We start from the raw sequence: 15,839 nt of genomic DNA, 5'->3' as shown, positions 1-15,839 counted from the left end.
GCGATCAGAGGAACTTCAGCAGGTCGTCCCGCTTCTGCTCGTGGAAATGTGTCGCCAGCGCGTCGGAGAGGGCGTCGATGTCGCCGCGCTTGGCACAGATGGGGGCGATGGTGTCCTGCCACTGTTGCCACGGCGGGAGGATTCCCAACCGATCACACAGGTCGTCCAACCGTTCGTCCCGGTCGTCCACCTTGTCCATCTTGTTGACGGCGACGACGGTCGGAATCTCCAGTTCCCGAAGGAAGTGAAACAGTTCCACGTCGTGTGGAATCTCGTCCTCGCCGCTGTGGCGGTCGATGATGTCGATGACGCTCTTGCCGTCGACGACGAGGACGCCGGCGAGGATGTCGTCGGCGTTGGCCTCGATGTACCGCACCACGTCCGTCTTGATCTGCTCGCGTTGCTCCTCGGGGACGCCGGACATGAACCCGAAGCCGGGGAGGTCGGTGAACATGAAGTTCTCCGACACCCAGTCGAAGTGGTTGGGCTGGCGGGTCACGCCTGGCTTGCGGCCGGTGGAGACCGAGTAGCCCGTCAACTCCCGCATCAGCGTCGACTTGCCCACGTTCGACCGGCCGACGAGGACGACTTCGTCGCGGTCCGGGCGATCCTCGAACATAGGTGTGATAGACGGCTGCGTCGTTTAAACTCGGCGTGTCGGGACCGAGGTATATGTGCCGCCGGCCGCGACTGACTCCATGGACAAACAGGCGCTCCGGGAGCGGGTGTGGGACGATCTGGAGGAGAGCGGCGAGGCACGCTTTCCCTTCCCACCCCACGGCCGTATCCCGAACTTCGCGGGGGCGAGCGAGGCGGCCGGCCGCCTCACAGCGACGGCGGAGTGGCAGGCCGCGGACACGGTCAAATCGAACCCCGACGCGCCGCAACTCCCGGTGCGGCGCGCCGCACTCCGGGCGGGCAAGACGGTGTACGTGGCCGTGCCACGTCTGCGCGACGAACACCCGTTCCGTCGGCTCGACCCCGACGCAATCGACGACTATGACGCCGCGACGACGGTCAGCGGCATCGACGAGTACGGCACGCCTGTCGACCCCGAGGAGATGGCGCGGATCGACCTGATCGTCAGCGGGAGCGTCGCCGTGAACGAGGTCGGCGCTCGCGTCGGCAAGGGTGAGGGGTACAGCGATCTGGAGTTCGCGGTCCTCCGCGGATTCGACCTCGTGGACGATGGAACGACGACGGCGACGACCGTCCACGAGCGACAGGTCGTGGCGGACGTGCCGTCGCCCGCGGCGCACGACGTGCCGATGGATCTGGTCGTGACGCCGGAGCGGGTGGTCCGGAGCGTCGGCGGATCCAAGCCCTCGGGTATCGACTGGAACGCCCTCGACGACGAGCGAATCGAGGCGATGCCGATTCTGGTGCGACTGCGGGAGGTGTGAGGGCAGGCTATTTGCCCGCGCGGATGGGTATCCGCCCGTGCGACTCGTACAGGTCATGGTCCCCGCGGGCAAACGCCAGTCGATCCCGCGGCGACGGCACGGGCAGGAGCGAGAATAGATGCCTCGTACCCTGCTATCGCCCGGCAGACGTACTAGTTCATATCGCTCGCCGCCCTCTCTCACCTATGAAACGTGTGATTGTCCTGACACTCGTTGCCGTCGTCCTCCTCGCCGGCTGTACCGCCCCGCTCCAGACCGGCGCGAGCGACGCCGATAGTAGTTCGACCATCTCGGTGTCGGCCACCGGGTCGGCAACGGCGGATCCCGACCGCGCGGTCGTGAGCGTTGCCGTCGAGACGACGGCCGACAGCGCGGACGGCGCCCGCGCGCAGGTAGCCCGTGACGTCGAGAGCGTCCGAACGGCGCTCGCGAACGCGAACATCCCCGACGCGAACGTGACCACGACCGGGTTCGGTATCGCACCGGAGTACGACTTCACCGACGGCGACCGCCGCGTCGTCGGCTACCGTGCGGTCCACTCGCTGGCCGTCGAGGCGACGCCCGCCCGCGCCGGCGAAATCATCGACCTCGCCGTCGGCGCGGGAGCGACGCGCATCGACGGCGTCCACTTCACGCTGAGCGACGAACGCCGGGCGGACCTCCGAGCGACGGCGCTCGACCGCGCAATGGCCTCGGCCCGCACCGACGCGGACGGCCTCGCGGCCGCCGCCGACCTCTCGGTGGTCGGCGTCCAGCACGTCACCACCGGCGCCGACTTCACGCCCTACCCCGCCACCCGGTTCGAGGACGCCGCGGGCGGGACGGTCCTCCAACCCGCGCCCGTCTCGGTGACCACTACCGTCGACGTGACGTATTCGGCCCGCTAGCGCGACGGGAGGTCGGGTTCCCAGTCGACCGTCTCGACCGCCAGATCCAGCACGTCGTCGACGTTCTCACCCTCGCTGATGCTCATGTACGCGTCGGCCTCGACATCCCGGGAGCGGTCGCTCTTGTTACAGACCGTGAGGACGGGCGCGTCGAAACGGTCGACGACCGCGTCGCGCAGGTCGAGTTGCGCCTCTAGGGGGTAGCCACACGACTCGCTGGCGTCGACGACGAAGAGGACGGCGTCCGCGAGGTGGGCCAGCGCGCTCACTGCCTGACTCTCGATGTCGTTGCGTTCCGCCTCGGGGCGGTCCAGCAGGCCCGGCGTGTCGATGATCTGGTAGCGGATGTGGTCGCGCTCGAAGTGACCGATCTGGATGCCGCGGGTGGTGAACGGGTAGCGCGCGATCTCGTTGTCGGCGCGGGTGACCGCGTTCACGAACGACGACTTGCCGACGTTGGGGTAACCCGCGACGACGATGGTCGGTTCGTCCGGGCGGATGTCGGGCAGGTCACGAAGGGCGTCGCGTGCCTCCCCGATCCGCCGGAGGTCGTCGGCAACTTCCTCGACCACGTCCGCCATCCGCGCGAACGCCTGCTTGCGATGCTTTCGGGCCGTCTCGGCGTCGGTCTTTCGGAGTTTCCGGTTGTACTCGCGCTGAATCTCCTCGACCTGCCGGCTCGCCCACGTCACCTCCGAGAGGCTGGCGCGGAGGGCGTCGATGCCCACCTGTTCGGAGCCGTCGTCGGCGATTCTGGTTCCCATCTCCCGCCGCAACACCGCGTCCGCGAGTTCGCGATAGAACGGGTCGACGACGCCGAAATCCGGCCACTCCGTCACCACGTTCTCCAGATTGTCCGAGAGGATGTTTCCCGCCGTCTGCAGCATAGACTGCTGGGCTTCCACCCCCGACTTCGCACGGCCGGAGCGCGCGGCCCGCGAGAACGCCTTGTCGATGAGTTCCTCCGACCATGGCGTGGTCGGCAGGCCTTCGAAAATCATTGTCGGCGCTTCGACACGCGCAGATAAAAGGGCGTCCGTTCGCGCCGATGCGAGCGTGTGCGCCCGTCACACGCCGCCGTGACCGCCGAGTCGACTACCGCACCGACGGCGTGGGAGCGGACGCCCCGCCGTCGGCGTCGTCGGGGCGAGCGCGCCACTCGACGACGGCGGCGCCGACGAGAAGCGCACCGCCGGCGACGAGCAGGAACGGTTCGGCGCCGAGGACGAGTCTGGTCGGCCCGCCGTACGCCGACACCTCGACGTAGAGGCCCGGATCGAGGGCGTAGTGGAGTGCGGCCCGGAGCGCGTAGAACAGGACGACACCGCCCGTCGCCGCGGGGACGACGGCGAGGCGTCGCCACCGGCGGGCGGCGACCGCCCCCACGACGCCGACGAGGGCGAGGCGAGCGAGCAGTCGCTCCTCGTGGTTGAGGTCGCCGCCCCAGCCGGTCGTGATGGTTCCGTCGTATCCCGGTGCCACGTGGACGAGCCCCTGGTGGATGCCGATCACGATAGCCACGAGACCGGCAATCGCGAGCGCGACGGGGACCAATCGTCGAGGTCGCATACGTACGGCTTCGGAACGAGGTCCTATCAACGCTTGGCCCGCTAGCGGTCCAGATACTCGCCCTGCACCGCCACCACGTCCGCCGAATCGTCGCAGGCGGCGTACCGCCGCAAGGGTTCGTCGTTGAGGTCGAGGAACGTCTCGCCCCACGTGAACTTCGAGAGGAGGCGTTCGGCATGGGGGCGGTGACCGAGGATGACCAGCCCCGCGGCCAGTGCCTCGACCGTCGTCAGGCGGAACGGCTTCCCGAAGTTGACGGGGTTGGCGGCAACGAGGTACGGGAGCGCGCGGTGGTTGCCCGGGAGGGAGAATCGCGCCTCGCCGGCCGACTCCCACGAGCAGTCGAGGGCGACGAGCGTCTCCGTGTCCGCCGCATCGGCCGGCGACAGCGCTTGCTCCGCGTGAGGATTGAGCACGACCCCGTACGGCGTCGCCCGGTCCGAGCGGTGTAACTCGACGAGGTCGAACCGGGCGAGTTTGCGGGCCGTACACTTGTCGGGGTCGTCGTCGCCCGCGTAGCGCACGTGACAGTCCACGTCGGGGGCAGGCGGTCGCGGAATATAGGGGTTGTCGTCGACTACGCCGGCCCCAGCAGACGGTGCGCGGCGGGATCGTCGAGGAATTCGTCGGCCTGCCGCGCTCCGAGAGCCATCAGGTCCTCGATGAACCCCGATCGACGGTTGAGTTTGGACGCGGTGCGGAGGGGGCGGTCGCCGTCGAGTTGCGACTCGTCGAGAGCGATTTCGCGGACCGTGACGGGCTTGTACCGGTCCTGCGGGAGGACGCCGTCGTCGATCCAGTCGTTGACCTGATCGACGAAGTGGAGTTCCTGCGCGAGCGACAGGCTCCCCGCGAGTTCGTTGCGCCGGTCGGCGATCTCGGCCAGCGTCGAGAGGTCGCCGCGCTGGACCCGCGGGTTGATGCGGACCAGCCAGATCTCGTCCGGTTTGCCTGCCGCGCGGTCCGGCCCGTCGAGCAGGTTCCGAATCGGCGGATTCTGCGAGAAGAGGCCGTCCCAGTACTCGTGGGTCGGGCCGCCGGGTTCGTCCGCCATCCGGATTCCCTCGAAGATGGTCGGCACCGACGCGGAGGCGAGGACGGCGTCGACGGAGAGGGGTTTCGGGCGCTCTTCGAGCCACGCCGTCGCGGGATCGAGGTCGTCGGCCGCCTCCGCCGGTCGATCCGTGAATATCTCGAACGTGCCGTCCGTCGCGTCGACGGCGCTCACGAGGAGTTTCGGCGCCGGGGGATCGTCCACCGAGACGAGGTCGTCGAGGACCGCCGGATCGACCTCGGCTTCGATGGCGTTCCGGAGGCGGCGCTGTGCCATCCGGGCGCCGGCGTTGTAGGCCGGGCTGATCTGAGCGACCGGGAAGCCGGCGTCGAGGAGGCGAGCGACGCTCACGACGCCGAAGTTGACGAGCGAATCGAGGGGGCCGCGCGCCGCCATGTTGGTCCAGAAGTCGGCGAGCGACGCGCGCGCCGCCGCCGGGCCGTCGGTCCGGAGCCCGTACCACGCCAAGAGTGCGCAGAGCGCGCCGCCGGAGGTGCCGGTGAACGCAACGGGGTCATAGTCGGCGTCCGGTTCGTCGAGGAGTCGTCGCAACACGCCCGCGGTGAACGCCGTGTGACTCCCGCCGCCCTGACAGGCGATAGCCACCGTCGTCCGGTCGTCGGTCATACACCCTCTGACGCGTCGAAAGTGCTAAACAGTTGTCATGGTGTGGCCGAACGGTTCATGCGGTCGGCGACGGACGGGGCCGTATGGAGAGTCGCGACGCGGTACGTGGGTATTACGACGCCATCGACGGCGGCGACTACGACCGCCTGCACGCCCTCCTCGCGCCCGGGTTCGTACAGGAGCGGCCGGACCGGACGCTCGCCGGCCGGGACGAGTTCGTTCGGTTCATGCGGGACGAACGGCCGCGAACGGACACCGAACACGTGGTCGAGACGATGGGTGTCTCGGGCGACGGAAAGACGGTGTTCGCTCGCGGGCGCCTCCTCGGCGGCGACGGCGAGACCCTGTTCGGCTTCGTCGATGTCCACCGCGTCGGTGCGGAGGGGATCGAATCGCTGGCGACGTACACCGACTAGCCGATGTTGGGAGTCGAGTCGCTGTCGCCCGCGGCGGACAGTTCGAGTTCGATTTCGAGTTCCGGATCGGCGCCGCCGACGTGTTCGACTTCGAGTTCGACCGGTTCGCGGTAGGCGAAGTCGAGTTCCCAGTCGTCGCCAGAGAGCGTCACGTCGTCGCCCGCCTGCAGACGCTCGCCGACGGCGGTCAGGAACTTGCCGGCCTCGGCGGCGCTGACGTGATACTCCTCCGCGAAGTCCTCATCGGAGATGGTCGTCCGGTCGTCGTCGGGCGTGGGAGACTCTGGCATGAGTCGACCGTCGTCGGCCCGACGACGTAAGTATAGAGACGTTACTGGGTAGCCACTGTTCGAACCGCACCACGAACGACCCGGATCCACTCAGTCCCGGTCGCCCGCGCCGACGGCCACCGCCGTCGCCACGGCCTCGAAAACCGCCGACAGCCCGAACCTACTCAGTCCCGGTCGCCCGCGCCGACGGCCACCGCCGTCGCCACGGCCTCGAAAACCGCCGACAGCCCGAACCTACTCAGTCCCGGTCGCCCGCGCCGACGGCCACCGCCGTCGCCACGGCCTCGAAAACCGCCGACAGCCCGAACCTACTCAGTCCCGGTCGCCCGCGCCGACGGCCACCGCCGTCGCCACGGTCTCGAAAACCGCCGACAGCCCGAACCTACTCAGTCCCGGTCGCCCGCGCCGACGGCGCTCTCTCCCACCTTCTCGTGCCCCTCGATGACTTCCGTGCCGCCCATGTACGGCCGGAGCGCTTCGGGCACGGTGACGGTGCCGTCCTCGTTCTGGTAGTACTCCAGAATGGCGACCATCACGCGCCCCACCGCAGTCCCGGAGGCGTTGAGCGTGTGGAGGTACTCGGCCGACTCGTGACGCTCGGGGCGGTAGCGCAGGCCCGCCCGCCGCGACTGGAAGTCCTCGAAGTTCGAGGCGCTGGAGACTTCGAGCCACCGGCCACCCCGTTCGGGACCGTCGTCGGCCTCGGTACCCGGCGCCCACACCTCGATGTCGTAGGTCTTCGCGGACGCGAAGGTCAGGTCGCCGGTACACAGCGAGAGGATGCGATAGGGAAGGTCGAGGCGTCGGAGAACCTCCTCGGCCTCGTCGACGAGGGCTTCGAGGCGGTCGTAGCTGTCCTCGGGTTCGACGAAGTTGACGAGTTCCACCTTGTTGAACTGGTGGACGCGGACGATACCGCGAGTCTCGGTGCCGTGTTCGCCTGCCTCGCGCCGGAAGTTGGGCGTGTACGCCTGATGCTTCAGCGGCAGATCCTCCCGAAGGAGGATGTCGTCGGCGTACATGTTGGTAACGGGCACCTCGGCGGTGGGGCAGAGCCACAGGTCGTCGTCGTCGTAGTCCTCGGTCTCCTCGCCGCCGATGCGGTAGGCGTCCTCCGCGAACTTCGGCAACTGCCCCGTCCCCTCCATCGACGTGGACTTGACCGGGATGGGCGGGAAGAGGTCGACGTAGCCCTGTTCGCGATGCACGTCCATCATGAACTGGATGAGGGCGTGTTCGAGGCGGGCGCCGTCACCCTTCAGGAAGTAGAAGCCGGCACCCGTCGTCTTGGCGCCGCGGGCTTCGTCGATCACGTCGAGGTCCTCCCCGAGGTCGTAGTGAGGGGTCACCTCGTCGGGCAGGTCGCGCAGGTCGTCGAAGCCGTGGCGACGCTTCTCGACGTTGTCGCTCTCGTCCTCGCCGACGGGCACGTCGTCGTGCGGGACGTTCGGAATCTCCATCAACCCCGCTTCGAGTTCGGCCTCCAACTCGTCGGCGCGGGCTTCGACCTCCTCCAGACGTGCTTTGAGTTCCTGGGAGCGCTCGATGGCTTCCTCGGCCTCCTCGTCCTTTCCTTCCCCTTTGAGGCGGCCGATTTTGTCGCTCACCTGGTTGCGCTCGTGGCGCAGGTCGTCACCCTCGCTCTTGAGCGAGCGCCACTCCTCGTCGATCTCCAGGAGACGGTCCAGATCCACGTCGTCGGCCATCCCCCGGTCTTCGAGATTCCGCCGCACCACGTCCGGGTTCTCCCGGAGGTACTGCCTGCTGAGCATTTGTGCGTCCTTCTCGGGGGCGAGACAAAACCGTGTCGGGACAGGGACCGAACGCTTTTCACCGCCGCCGCCGGCCTTGAACCATGGCTATCGGCGATCTCACTGCCGTCGACGGAACCGATCTCTACTACGTTGACGTGGGGGCGTACGACGTTCGTGGCTACGGTACGGTGTACATTCTCGATGCGGATCGACCCGCCGTCGTCGACACCGGCCTCGGGACGAACGTCGACCTCGTCCTCGACGCTCTCGACGAGGTTGGCATCGACGCGCTCGACGCCATCCTGACGACCCACATCCACCTCGATCACGCCGGCGGCGCGGGCTTTCTGGCCGACGAGTTTCCCGAGGCGACGGTGTACACCCACGAGATTGGCGTCCGACATCTGGTCGACCCCTCACGCCTCGTCGCGGGGACGAAAGCCGCCGTCGGCTCCCAGTGGCAGTTCTACGTCGAGCCGAAACCGATTCCCGAGGAGCGGATCGACGCGCTCGAAGGCGGCGACGAGATCGACCTCGGCGACCGCACGGTAGACGTGATCCACGCACCGGGCCACGCCCCCCATCAGGTCGTGTTCCACGACCGCGAGGACGACCTGCTCTTCTCGGGCGACGCCGGGGGCATCCGACCGCCGGGCGCCGACCAGCTCTTCCCCACCTCGCCGCCCGTCAACTTCGATCTGGAGGGCTGTCTCGCCGACGCGGAGACAATCGCGGACCGCGACCCCGAGTACATCTGTTTCGGCCACTTCGGCCACGAGCCCTTCACGCCCGCTCTGATGTCCGAGTACGAGCGCGTGCTCTCGGACTGGGTGACGCAGGTGCGCGAGAAACGGGACGAACTCGACGACGACGAGGCGGTGATCGAACACTTCGCGGAGACGGCCGAGACCGTCGAACCGTGGGGCGAGCGCAAGACCCGGGACGAGAACCGGCTGAACGTCAAGGGTGTGCTCGGCTACCTCGACGAACAGAACTGACTGTTCGACAGATTAATCTCCGATAAAAGAGACGTTTCGGCTATTTTTTGTCCGTAATCCGGGGACGAAACGGCTGGTTTTATCGGTATCGCCCTCATCGTCGAGGACGTATGGAGGTGCCCTGATGGCCGCCGGCGGCGGAAATCTCATCACGCTGGTCGCCGCCCTGATCGGGGTCGGCGTCGTCGCACAGATTCTCTCGGATCGCTTCCGCATCCCGAGCGTCGTCTTTCTACTGGCGTCGGGTGTCGTCCTCGGCCCGGAAGTGCTCGGCGTCGTGGGTCCCGACTCGTTCGGGAACGCGCTCTCGGCCATCGTCGGCCTCTCGGTCGCGATCATCGTCTTCGAGGGGGCGTTCCACCTGCGGATCGACCGCCTGCGCGAAGCCCCGGCGGCGACGTTCAAACTGGTGACGCTCGGGGCGGCCATCGCGCTGATCGGCACCACAGTCGCCGTCCGCTACGCCCTCGGAACGGGGTGGGCGGTCGCCGCGCTGATCGGCGCGTTGCTGGTCGCCACCGGCCCGACCGTCATCACGCCCATCCTCGAGGTGGTGCCGGTTCGGAATCGCGTCGGCACCGCCCTCGAAACGGAAGGGATCGTCAACGACGTGACGGCCGCGATTCTCGCGGTCGTCATCTTCGAGGCCATCATCGAAGACGTCAACGCACCGGGCGAACTGTTCGCGCTGTTCACCCAGCGGCTGGGAACGGGCATCGTCGTCGGCCTCGCCGTCGCGGCCATCGTCGTCTACGCCCTCCGCTACGTCGACCTCTCGCCGGGCAACGCCCCCCAGAACGCCCGGTTGCTCGTCCTCGGGGGCGCCCTCGTCGCCTACGGGGCTGCCGACGCCGTCGCCACGGAGGCCGGCATCGCCGCCGTCGCCACCGCGGGCATCCTGCTCGGCAACGCGGACGTGCCCTACGAGGACGAGATTACGGATTTCAAGGGCGACGTGACGCTGATCGTCCTCTCGTTCGTCTTCATCGCCCTCGCGGCACTGCTCCAGTTCGAGTATCTGATCGGACTGGGGCTTGGCGGCCTGATCGTCGCTGCCGTCGTCGCCCTCGTCATCCGTCCGCTCCTCGTGTTCGTCAGCACCCACGGCGGCCGGTTCACCCGCGAGGAACGGCTGTTCATGAGCTTCGTCGGCCCGCGCGGAATCATCCCCGCCTCCGTCGCGACGCTGTTCGCCGTCGAGTTCCGGGCCGAAGGGATGCCCGAGGTGGCGAACGTCCTCGTGGGCACCGTCTTCCTCGTCATCTTCCTGACCGTCGCACTCGAAGCCGGATTCGCCAGACAGATCGCCGAATTCCTCGACGTGATACCCATGCGTATAATCATCATCGGCTCCGGGAACGTGGGTCGAACCCTCGCCCGGCGCCTCGAAGACCGCGGAGAGAACGTCGTCCTCATCGAGCAGGACGTGAACATCGTAGAGAAGGCCCGCAACGCAGGGCTGACCGTCCACCACGGCGACGGCACCGACACGGAGGTGTTGCGCTCGGCGGGGGCGGAGAACGCCAAGATCGTCGCCACGACCACCGGCGACGACGACGTGAACCTCCTCGTGGCACAGCTCGCCGACTCGAAGTTCTCGCCCGAGACCATCCTCGCCCGCGTGAACAACCCCGACAACGTCGACGCGTTCGAGGACCTCGGCGTCCGCGCCATCTCCTCCGTCGACGCGACGGCGATGGCCTTCGACGACTACATCGAGCGGCCGTCGCTCGTCAACTGGATGAGCGAGATCGGTCACGAGGGCGAAGTGCAGGAGATCGAAGTCACGTCCGACGAACTCGTCGGGAAGAGCATCTCGGAGATCGGTCCGAAACTCCCGCCGCGATGTCTGATCGCGCTGGTCACCCGGAACGACGAGACCATCGTGCCGGACGGGAGTTGTACGCTCGAACGCGGCGATCGCATCACCTTCATCGGCGACAACGAGTCCGTGATGGAGGCGCTGTCGTTCGCCCATCCCGAGGAGTGAGGAGCGGCAGCCGTCGTCCACAGCGGAGTCGTCCCCGAATCCGACGGTCTTAAACGGTTGCCACGAGAATAGCGGAGGGATGAGTGACCCGGCTCTCGAAGTCGTCGAGTTCCTGCTGACTGCGCACGTCTACACGGACGATCGGAGCCTCGACGAGAACGATCTGCCGCCACGCTATCGGCGCGTGTTCTGGGCCGACGAAGACGACGAAACCGAAACCGAGGACGACGAGGTCGCGGGCGGGATCGAGCGCCCCCTCGTCGTGACCGAGCGCACCGCCCGACAGGCGACGGGCGTCGAACACCCCTGGGAGGCGATCTCCGACCTGCTCTTTACCGAGAAGGAGAACTTCTCCGGCCGCATCTCCCTCACCCAGCCCGACATGGCGATCGACTGGGTGGTCGAACGGGCCGACCGCGACCGACTGGCGACCAACCCCACGCTCGCGTCGGTGGTCGAGGACCGCGACGACGTGGACGTGACGCTCGCGGAGGCGCGCGAACAGACCCGCCCGATCCACGCCGACCGCGTCTGGATCGACAGCCTGCTCGACGCCTACTTCGACGAGGACGACGACGCCGAGATGCTCGATCTCGTGCAGGTTCGCGCCCCCGAGGAGATCGAGATGACGCTCGACGACCTCGTCCTCACCGCGGATCAGGAAGGGGAGATTCAGAAGATCGTCAAGGCCATCGAACACCGCGAGTACCTCGCGGAGATCGGCCTTCGTGAGATCGGCAAACTCCTCTTCGTCGGGCCGCCGGGGACGGGCAAAACGACCGCCTCTCGCGCGCTCGCGCACGAACTTGGCCTGCCGTTCGTCGAGGTGAAGCTATCGATGATCACCAGCCAGTACCTCGGCGAGACGGCGAAAAACGTCGAGAAGACCTTCGAGGTGGCCAAGCGGCTCTCGCCGTGTATCCTCTTTATCGACGAGTTCGACTCCGTCGCCAAGACCCGCCGCTCGGACGAACACGCGGCGCTCAAGCGCGCGGTCAACACGCTGCTCAAGAGCATCGACGACATCAGCCTCATCCGGGACGAGGTGCTCCTGATCGGCGCGACCAACCACCCCGATCAACTCGACGCCGCGGCGTGGCGCCGCTTCGACGAAATCGTCAACTTCCCCAAGCCGGACCGGGGGATGCGCTCCGACATCCTCCACGTCATCACGCGACGGATGGACATCGCCGAGTTCGACCCGGACGAAGTGGCCGACCGGACCGAGGGGCTCACTGGGAGCGACCTCCGGATGGTCCTCCGCGAGGCGGTGCTGGAAGCGCTCACCGAGGAGCGCACGACGCTCACTCAGGAGGACGTCCTCGACGCCGTCGAGGACTTCGAGGAACGGGACAACCTGAAGAACATGGACATGATCGACGGCGACTCCGACGCGCTGGTGGCTGGCGACGGCGGGCACGCCGACCACGATCACGACCACTAGCGAGCCGGGATTTTTGTCACCTGCGACCCACTAGCCCCCCATGAGCGACGCCAGTACCGACCTGCTGACCGCGGTCGACGGCCTCCTGCACGAGGAGACGCAGGTCCACGACACGGGGATCGATCTCACCGTGAGCGAGGTGTCCGTCGTCGACGAGGCGGGGCGAGTCGACTTCGGGGGCGGCGAACTCGAACCCGCGCGGATGCGGTCCCACGAGACCCGCAAGCGGCGGCCCGAAGACGACTACGAGTGGTGGCACCTCGATAGCGGGACGTACCTGCTCACCTACAACGAATCGCTGGCGACGGATCGGCCACTCCTCCTCCAGACCCGCGAGGCGGTGCTGGAACGGGGAGCGTCACACCCGACGCGGGTTGTCACGTCGCTCCCGCGGATGCCGCTCTCGGTGAGCGACGGCGGCCTCTACCTGAAGGAGAACGCGCGGGTGTCGACGCTGCGCCCCTACTCCGCCCAGTCCGGGCGATAGGTCGGCTCGGGCGTCTCGGCGTCGGGTCGGACGAGCGCCGAGACGGCGGCTGCGACGGCGATGAAGGGGAGGATCGGCAGGATGAACAGGAGGCACAGCAGGCCGACGGCGTGGCCGATCCGCACCATCACCAACTCCGCGAACGACATACCGAGGGTTGCTCTCCGGTTCATGGTCAGTCGAATCTGAGTAACGTTCGTCAGTAAATTCGTTTCGGAGGCGGCAGATCGTTCAGGAGGAGTCACCGCGCAGCTGGCCGACGCTGCGTTCGATCTCTTCGACTTTCTCGGTCTGGCGCTGGGCGGCCTGTGCGACCTGCCGGACCTCCTCGGCGACCCGGTCGGCGCGGTCGCGGGCGTCGTCGACCATGGCAGCGATCTCCTCGGCGCTCGCGGCCTGTTCGTCCGTCGCCGTCGACACCTCCTGGATGCCCGCCACGGCCTCGCCGACGGCCTCGACGATCTCGTCGAGTTTCTGCATCCCGGCTTCGACCTCCGCGACGCCGTCGTCGATCTGATCCTCGGTCGTCTCGAGGCTGTCGACCGTCTGGTCCGTGCGCTGTTGCACGTCGACGATCATCGACTCGATCTCGCCGGCCTGGTCCTGGGCCTGCTGAGCCAGCGACTTGATCTCGTTGGCGACGACGGCGAACCCGTCGCTGTCGCGGTCGGCGCGCGCCGCCTCGATGTTGGCGTTCAGCGCGAGCAGGTTCGTCTGATCCGCGATGTCGTTGATCACCTCGATCACTTCGTCGATTTCGTCGACGGTGTCGCTGAGGTCGTCGACGTCGGAGCGCACCTCCTGACTCGACGTTCGGACCGACGACATCACGTCGCGGGCCTCGGCGCTGACTTCGCGCCCGCCCTCGGCGTGGTCGCGCGCCTGCCGACTCGTGTCGGCAACGGAGTCGGCCGTGGAGGCGACTTCCTCGATGGTCGCACTGAGGTTCGACACCTCGCCCGCCACCTCCTCGGTGCGGTCGGCCTGTTCGTCGGCGATTTCCTCCATCTTGGTCGCGCTGTCCGCGACCTCCTGCGTGATCTCCCGGAGTTCGCGGGTCTGTTCGTCGACGTCGGCGACGAGGCCGTCGAGCGTCGCCCCCATCTCGTTCAGCGAGTCGACGACCGTCAGCAGTTCCTCGTCCACGTACTCGTCGGCGTCGAAGTTAGCGCGCGCACCGAGTTCGCCGCGCTGAATCGCGTGCATGGTGGCGGTGACTTCCTCGACCAGATCCTCGACCCGCTGGCGGCGGCGCACGTCCTCGGTGCGGTCCTTGACGAGTTCGACCACGCCGGCGAGTTCGCCGTTCTCGTACAGCGGCGACGCGCTGAACTCGATGTGCCGCGTGTCGCCGCGTGCGTCGGTGAACGTACTCCGATCACGATACTCGGGGTGATCACCGTCGTCGATGCGGTCGACGTCGAACTCGCGGTGGGCGTCTTCCGGAGCTTCGAGCACCTTGTCCGCGAGCGTCTTCGCCCGCCGACCGTCCTGGTACCACGCCTCGCCGACGGAATCGGCTGCACGAGCGTCGGCCTCGCTGCTCCCCGTCAGCGCCTCCATTCCCCCGTTCCAGAGGACCACCTCGTGATCGGCATCAAGGATGAAGATAGGGGCGCCGATACGGCCGATGATCCGGTCGAACGAGAGAGAAAACTCGTCCGCCGGCCGTCCAGACTGTTGGGATACTGTCATGGGTCTCGGTAACTACTGCCGAGACTCGGTTTGATCCGTATATATCTATTGCACGAATTATCTCGGGTGATACTGGAAGAGCGGGCCCGTAGGGGGGCGAGGAGCCAACAGAGCGGGTCTCGTGTGATCGGCCGAACGGATCGGTCGCTGACGACCGCTACGAGATGTCGAGGACGGCCCGGAAGCGGGCGTCGTTGTCGAGCATCCGCTGGTACGCCTCGTCGACCTCGTCGAGGGCGAACCGTTCGACGACGGGCGTAATGTCGCGAAGATCGCTGAACTCGAGGGTGTCCTGCGAGTCGCGGGCGTGGCCGGAGCCCCATCCCGAAACGGCGCTCCGGGTGCCGACGAGATGCTGCACGTCGACCGGAACCGGTTCGCCGGGGATGCCGACGACGACCACCTCGCCGTCGGTACCGAGGCCACCGACAACCGACTCGATGGCGTCCGCCGACGGCGCCGTCGTGAGGACGACTCGCGCGCCGCCCAAGTCCTGCAACGCCTCGGCGGGGTCGTCCTCGCTCGCGTCGACGAAGTGGTCAGCGCCGAGATCGAGCGCGAGGTCGCGTTTCTCCGGGCTCCGCGAGATGGCGACGGTCTCGAAGCCGGCGGCGTGGGCGTACTGGATGCCGAGGTGGCCGAGGCCGCCGACGCCGACGACGGCCACCACGTCGCCGGGGCGGGCGTCGCTGTTTCGGAGGGCGTTGTACGTGGTGACGCCGGCACAGAGGAGGGGCGCGGCGTCGACGGCGTCGAGGTCGTCGGGCACGGCCGCCAGCGCCTCGGCAGGAACGGTCGCGTACTCGGCGTAGCCGCCGTCGAACGTGAGCCCCGTAATCTCCGCGTTCTCACACTGGAGGAAGTCGCCACGGCGGCAGGGGTCGCAGGTGAAACAGTGGCCGCCGTGCCACCCGGCGCCGACGCGGTCGCCCTCGCTCCACGACGTTACGTCCTCGCCGACGGCGTCGACCCGGCCGACCACCTCGTGACCCGGCGTCCGGGGGTAGCTCACGCCGGGGAACGTCCCTTCGACGACGAACACGTCGCTGTGACAGATGCCACAGGCGTCGACCGCGACCCTGACCTCGGACGGGTCGGGGGCCGGTACCGGTCGCTCGACGAGTTCGAAGTCGGCACCCGCTTCGGGAACGACGGCTGCACGCATCGTGTCGGTCATGCGTGTGAGCGCAACGGACGGCGAGACAAAAATCCGGGCTTTCACGGG

The 15,839-nt window shown here is 67.6% G+C and carries 17 protein-coding genes; 7 read left to right on the top strand and 10 right to left on the bottom strand.

Annotated elements, in window-relative coordinates; all coding sequences use genetic code 11:
* Nucleotides 1-4: 4 nt before the first annotated feature.
* On the bottom strand, nucleotides 5-619 hold the full coding sequence (gene engB / locus DU502_RS01650; RefSeq protein ID WP_121920094.1) for a GTP-binding protein EngB: 615 nt from the start codon (nucleotides 617-619) through the stop codon (nucleotides 5-7).
* Nucleotides 620-698: 79 nt separating this feature from the next.
* On the opposite strand from engB, the gene DU502_RS01645 reads away from it, so the two are divergent.
* Together DU502_RS01645 and DU502_RS01640 are read left to right on the top strand one after the other, a co-directional pair.
* Nucleotides 699-1,403, top strand: a complete 705-nt coding sequence (locus DU502_RS01645) for a 5-formyltetrahydrofolate cyclo-ligase (RefSeq protein ID WP_121920095.1) — start codon at nucleotides 699-701, stop codon at nucleotides 1,401-1,403.
* Nucleotides 1,404-1,588: 185 nt separating this feature from the next.
* Nucleotides 1,589-2,290: an SIMPL domain-containing protein gene (locus DU502_RS01640; RefSeq protein WP_121920096.1), complete on the top strand. Its 702-nt coding sequence runs from the start codon at nucleotides 1,589-1,591 to the stop codon at nucleotides 2,288-2,290.
* On the opposite strand, the gene DU502_RS01635 is transcribed toward DU502_RS01640, so the two are convergent.
* From DU502_RS01635 to DU502_RS01620, 4 genes are all read right to left on the bottom strand, one after another.
* Complete coding sequence (locus DU502_RS01635; RefSeq protein ID WP_121920097.1) at nucleotides 2,287-3,291, bottom strand: NOG1 family protein; 1,005 nt, start codon at nucleotides 3,289-3,291, stop codon at nucleotides 2,287-2,289. The two genes, DU502_RS01640 and DU502_RS01635, sit on opposite strands and share 4 nt — an antisense overlap.
* A 94-nt stretch (nucleotides 3,292-3,385) precedes the next feature.
* Nucleotides 3,386-3,859: a hypothetical protein gene (locus DU502_RS01630; RefSeq protein WP_121920098.1), complete on the bottom strand. Its 474-nt coding sequence runs from the start codon at nucleotides 3,857-3,859 to the stop codon at nucleotides 3,386-3,388.
* Between the two features lie 41 nt (nucleotides 3,860-3,900).
* Entirely contained in the window at nucleotides 3,901-4,395 is a 495-nt protein-coding gene (locus tag DU502_RS01625) for a DUF367 family protein (RefSeq protein ID WP_121920099.1), read from the bottom strand.
* Nucleotides 4,396-4,436: 41 nt separating this feature from the next.
* Nucleotides 4,437-5,540 (bottom strand): patatin-like phospholipase family protein, encoded by a 1,104-nt coding sequence (locus tag DU502_RS01620; protein ID WP_121920100.1) that lies wholly within the window; start codon nucleotides 5,538-5,540, stop codon nucleotides 4,437-4,439.
* 83 nt (nucleotides 5,541-5,623) lie between these two features.
* Between DU502_RS01620 and DU502_RS01615 the strand changes: the two genes are divergently transcribed.
* Entirely contained in the window at nucleotides 5,624-5,956 is a 333-nt protein-coding gene (locus DU502_RS01615; RefSeq protein WP_121920101.1) for a nuclear transport factor 2 family protein, read from the top strand.
* Here the strand turns inward: DU502_RS01615 and DU502_RS01610 are convergent.
* Together DU502_RS01610 and serS are read right to left on the bottom strand one after the other, a co-directional pair.
* Nucleotides 5,953-6,246 (bottom strand): amphi-Trp domain-containing protein, encoded by a 294-nt coding sequence (locus DU502_RS01610; RefSeq protein WP_121920102.1) that lies wholly within the window; start codon nucleotides 6,244-6,246, stop codon nucleotides 5,953-5,955. The genes DU502_RS01615 and DU502_RS01610 overlap by 4 nt on opposite strands.
* A gap of 386 nt (nucleotides 6,247-6,632) precedes the next feature.
* The gene (gene serS, locus DU502_RS01605; protein WP_121920103.1) at nucleotides 6,633-8,018 is read right to left on the bottom strand and encodes a serine--tRNA ligase; all 1,386 of its coding nucleotides are present in this window, start codon (nucleotides 8,016-8,018) and stop codon (nucleotides 6,633-6,635) included.
* A gap of 83 nt (nucleotides 8,019-8,101) precedes the next feature.
* On the opposite strand from serS, the gene DU502_RS01600 reads away from it, so the two are divergent.
* The 4 genes from DU502_RS01600 to DU502_RS01585 all read left to right on the top strand — a co-directional run bounded on the left by DU502_RS01600 (nucleotide 8,102) and on the right by DU502_RS01585 (nucleotide 12,919).
* The gene (locus DU502_RS01600) at nucleotides 8,102-8,998 is read left to right on the top strand and encodes an MBL fold metallo-hydrolase (RefSeq protein ID WP_121920104.1); all 897 of its coding nucleotides are present in this window, start codon (nucleotides 8,102-8,104) and stop codon (nucleotides 8,996-8,998) included.
* A 121-nt stretch (nucleotides 8,999-9,119) separates the two neighbouring features.
* Complete coding sequence (locus DU502_RS01595; RefSeq protein WP_199722796.1) at nucleotides 9,120-10,988, top strand: cation:proton antiporter domain-containing protein; 1,869 nt, start codon at nucleotides 9,120-9,122, stop codon at nucleotides 10,986-10,988.
* A gap of 79 nt (nucleotides 10,989-11,067) precedes the next feature.
* Entirely contained in the window at nucleotides 11,068-12,432 is a 1,365-nt protein-coding gene (locus tag DU502_RS01590) for an ATP-binding protein (RefSeq protein ID WP_121922182.1), read from the top strand.
* A 40-nt stretch (nucleotides 12,433-12,472) separates the two neighbouring features.
* Entirely contained in the window at nucleotides 12,473-12,919 is a 447-nt protein-coding gene (locus tag DU502_RS01585; protein WP_121922183.1) for a dCTP deaminase/dUTPase family protein, read from the top strand.
* On the opposite strand, the gene DU502_RS01580 is transcribed toward DU502_RS01585, so the two are convergent.
* The 3 genes from DU502_RS01580 to DU502_RS01570 form a co-directional block, all read right to left on the bottom strand.
* Nucleotides 12,895-13,092 carry a hypothetical protein gene (locus DU502_RS01580; protein WP_124896993.1) on the bottom strand — a complete coding sequence of 66 codons (198 nt, stop codon included), beginning with the start codon at nucleotides 13,090-13,092 and terminating at the stop codon, nucleotides 12,895-12,897. The two genes, DU502_RS01585 and DU502_RS01580, sit on opposite strands and share 25 nt — an antisense overlap.
* A gap of 58 nt (nucleotides 13,093-13,150) precedes the next feature.
* Nucleotides 13,151-14,614 carry a methyl-accepting chemotaxis protein gene (locus DU502_RS01575; RefSeq protein ID WP_121922184.1) on the bottom strand — a complete coding sequence of 488 codons (1,464 nt, stop codon included), beginning with the start codon at nucleotides 14,612-14,614 and terminating at the stop codon, nucleotides 13,151-13,153.
* A 157-nt stretch (nucleotides 14,615-14,771) separates the two neighbouring features.
* The gene (locus DU502_RS01570; protein ID WP_121922190.1) at nucleotides 14,772-15,779 is read right to left on the bottom strand and encodes an alcohol dehydrogenase; all 1,008 of its coding nucleotides are present in this window, start codon (nucleotides 15,777-15,779) and stop codon (nucleotides 14,772-14,774) included.
* Nucleotides 15,780-15,839: the final 60 nt, after the last annotated feature.

This window comes from Haloplanus aerogenes, assembly GCF_003856835.1.
Classification (GTDB): Archaea; Halobacteriota; Halobacteria; order Halobacteriales; family Haloferacaceae; genus Haloplanus; species Haloplanus aerogenes.
The sequence above is the reverse complement of the archived record's forward strand: the minus strand, read 5'-3'. Positions and strand labels throughout refer to the sequence as shown.

Excerpts from the sequence above, each read along its gene's own strand:
- engB (WP_121920094.1), bottom strand. The coding sequence starts at position 619 with ATGTTCGAGGATCGCCCGGACCGCGACGAAGTCGTCCTCGTCGGCCGG.
- DU502_RS01645 (WP_121920095.1), top strand. The coding sequence starts at position 699 with ATGGACAAACAGGCGCTCCGGGAGCGGGTGTGGGACGATCTGGAGGAG.
- DU502_RS01640 (WP_121920096.1), top strand. The coding sequence starts at position 1,589 with ATGAAACGTGTGATTGTCCTGACACTCGTTGCCGTCGTCCTCCTCGCC.
- DU502_RS01635 (WP_121920097.1), bottom strand. The coding sequence starts at position 3,291 with ATGATTTTCGAAGGCCTGCCGACCACGCCATGGTCGGAGGAACTCATC.
- DU502_RS01630 (WP_121920098.1), bottom strand. The coding sequence starts at position 3,859 with ATGCGACCTCGACGATTGGTCCCCGTCGCGCTCGCGATTGCCGGTCTC.
- DU502_RS01620 (WP_121920100.1), bottom strand. The coding sequence starts at position 5,540 with ATGACCGACGACCGGACGACGGTGGCTATCGCCTGTCAGGGCGGCGGG.
- DU502_RS01615 (WP_121920101.1), top strand. The coding sequence starts at position 5,624 with ATGGAGAGTCGCGACGCGGTACGTGGGTATTACGACGCCATCGACGGC.
- DU502_RS01610 (WP_121920102.1), bottom strand. The coding sequence starts at position 6,246 with ATGCCAGAGTCTCCCACGCCCGACGACGACCGGACGACCATCTCCGAT.
- serS (WP_121920103.1), bottom strand. The coding sequence starts at position 8,018 with ATGCTCAGCAGGCAGTACCTCCGGGAGAACCCGGACGTGGTGCGGCGG.
- DU502_RS01600 (WP_121920104.1), top strand. The coding sequence starts at position 8,102 with ATGGCTATCGGCGATCTCACTGCCGTCGACGGAACCGATCTCTACTAC.
- DU502_RS01590 (WP_121922182.1), top strand. The coding sequence starts at position 11,068 with ATGAGTGACCCGGCTCTCGAAGTCGTCGAGTTCCTGCTGACTGCGCAC.
- DU502_RS01585 (WP_121922183.1), top strand. The coding sequence starts at position 12,473 with ATGAGCGACGCCAGTACCGACCTGCTGACCGCGGTCGACGGCCTCCTG.
- DU502_RS01580 (WP_124896993.1), bottom strand. The coding sequence starts at position 13,092 with ATGAACCGGAGAGCAACCCTCGGTATGTCGTTCGCGGAGTTGGTGATG.
- DU502_RS01575 (WP_121922184.1), bottom strand. The coding sequence starts at position 14,614 with ATGACAGTATCCCAACAGTCTGGACGGCCGGCGGACGAGTTTTCTCTC.
- DU502_RS01570 (WP_121922190.1), bottom strand. The coding sequence starts at position 15,779 with ATGCGTGCAGCCGTCGTTCCCGAAGCGGGTGCCGACTTCGAACTCGTC.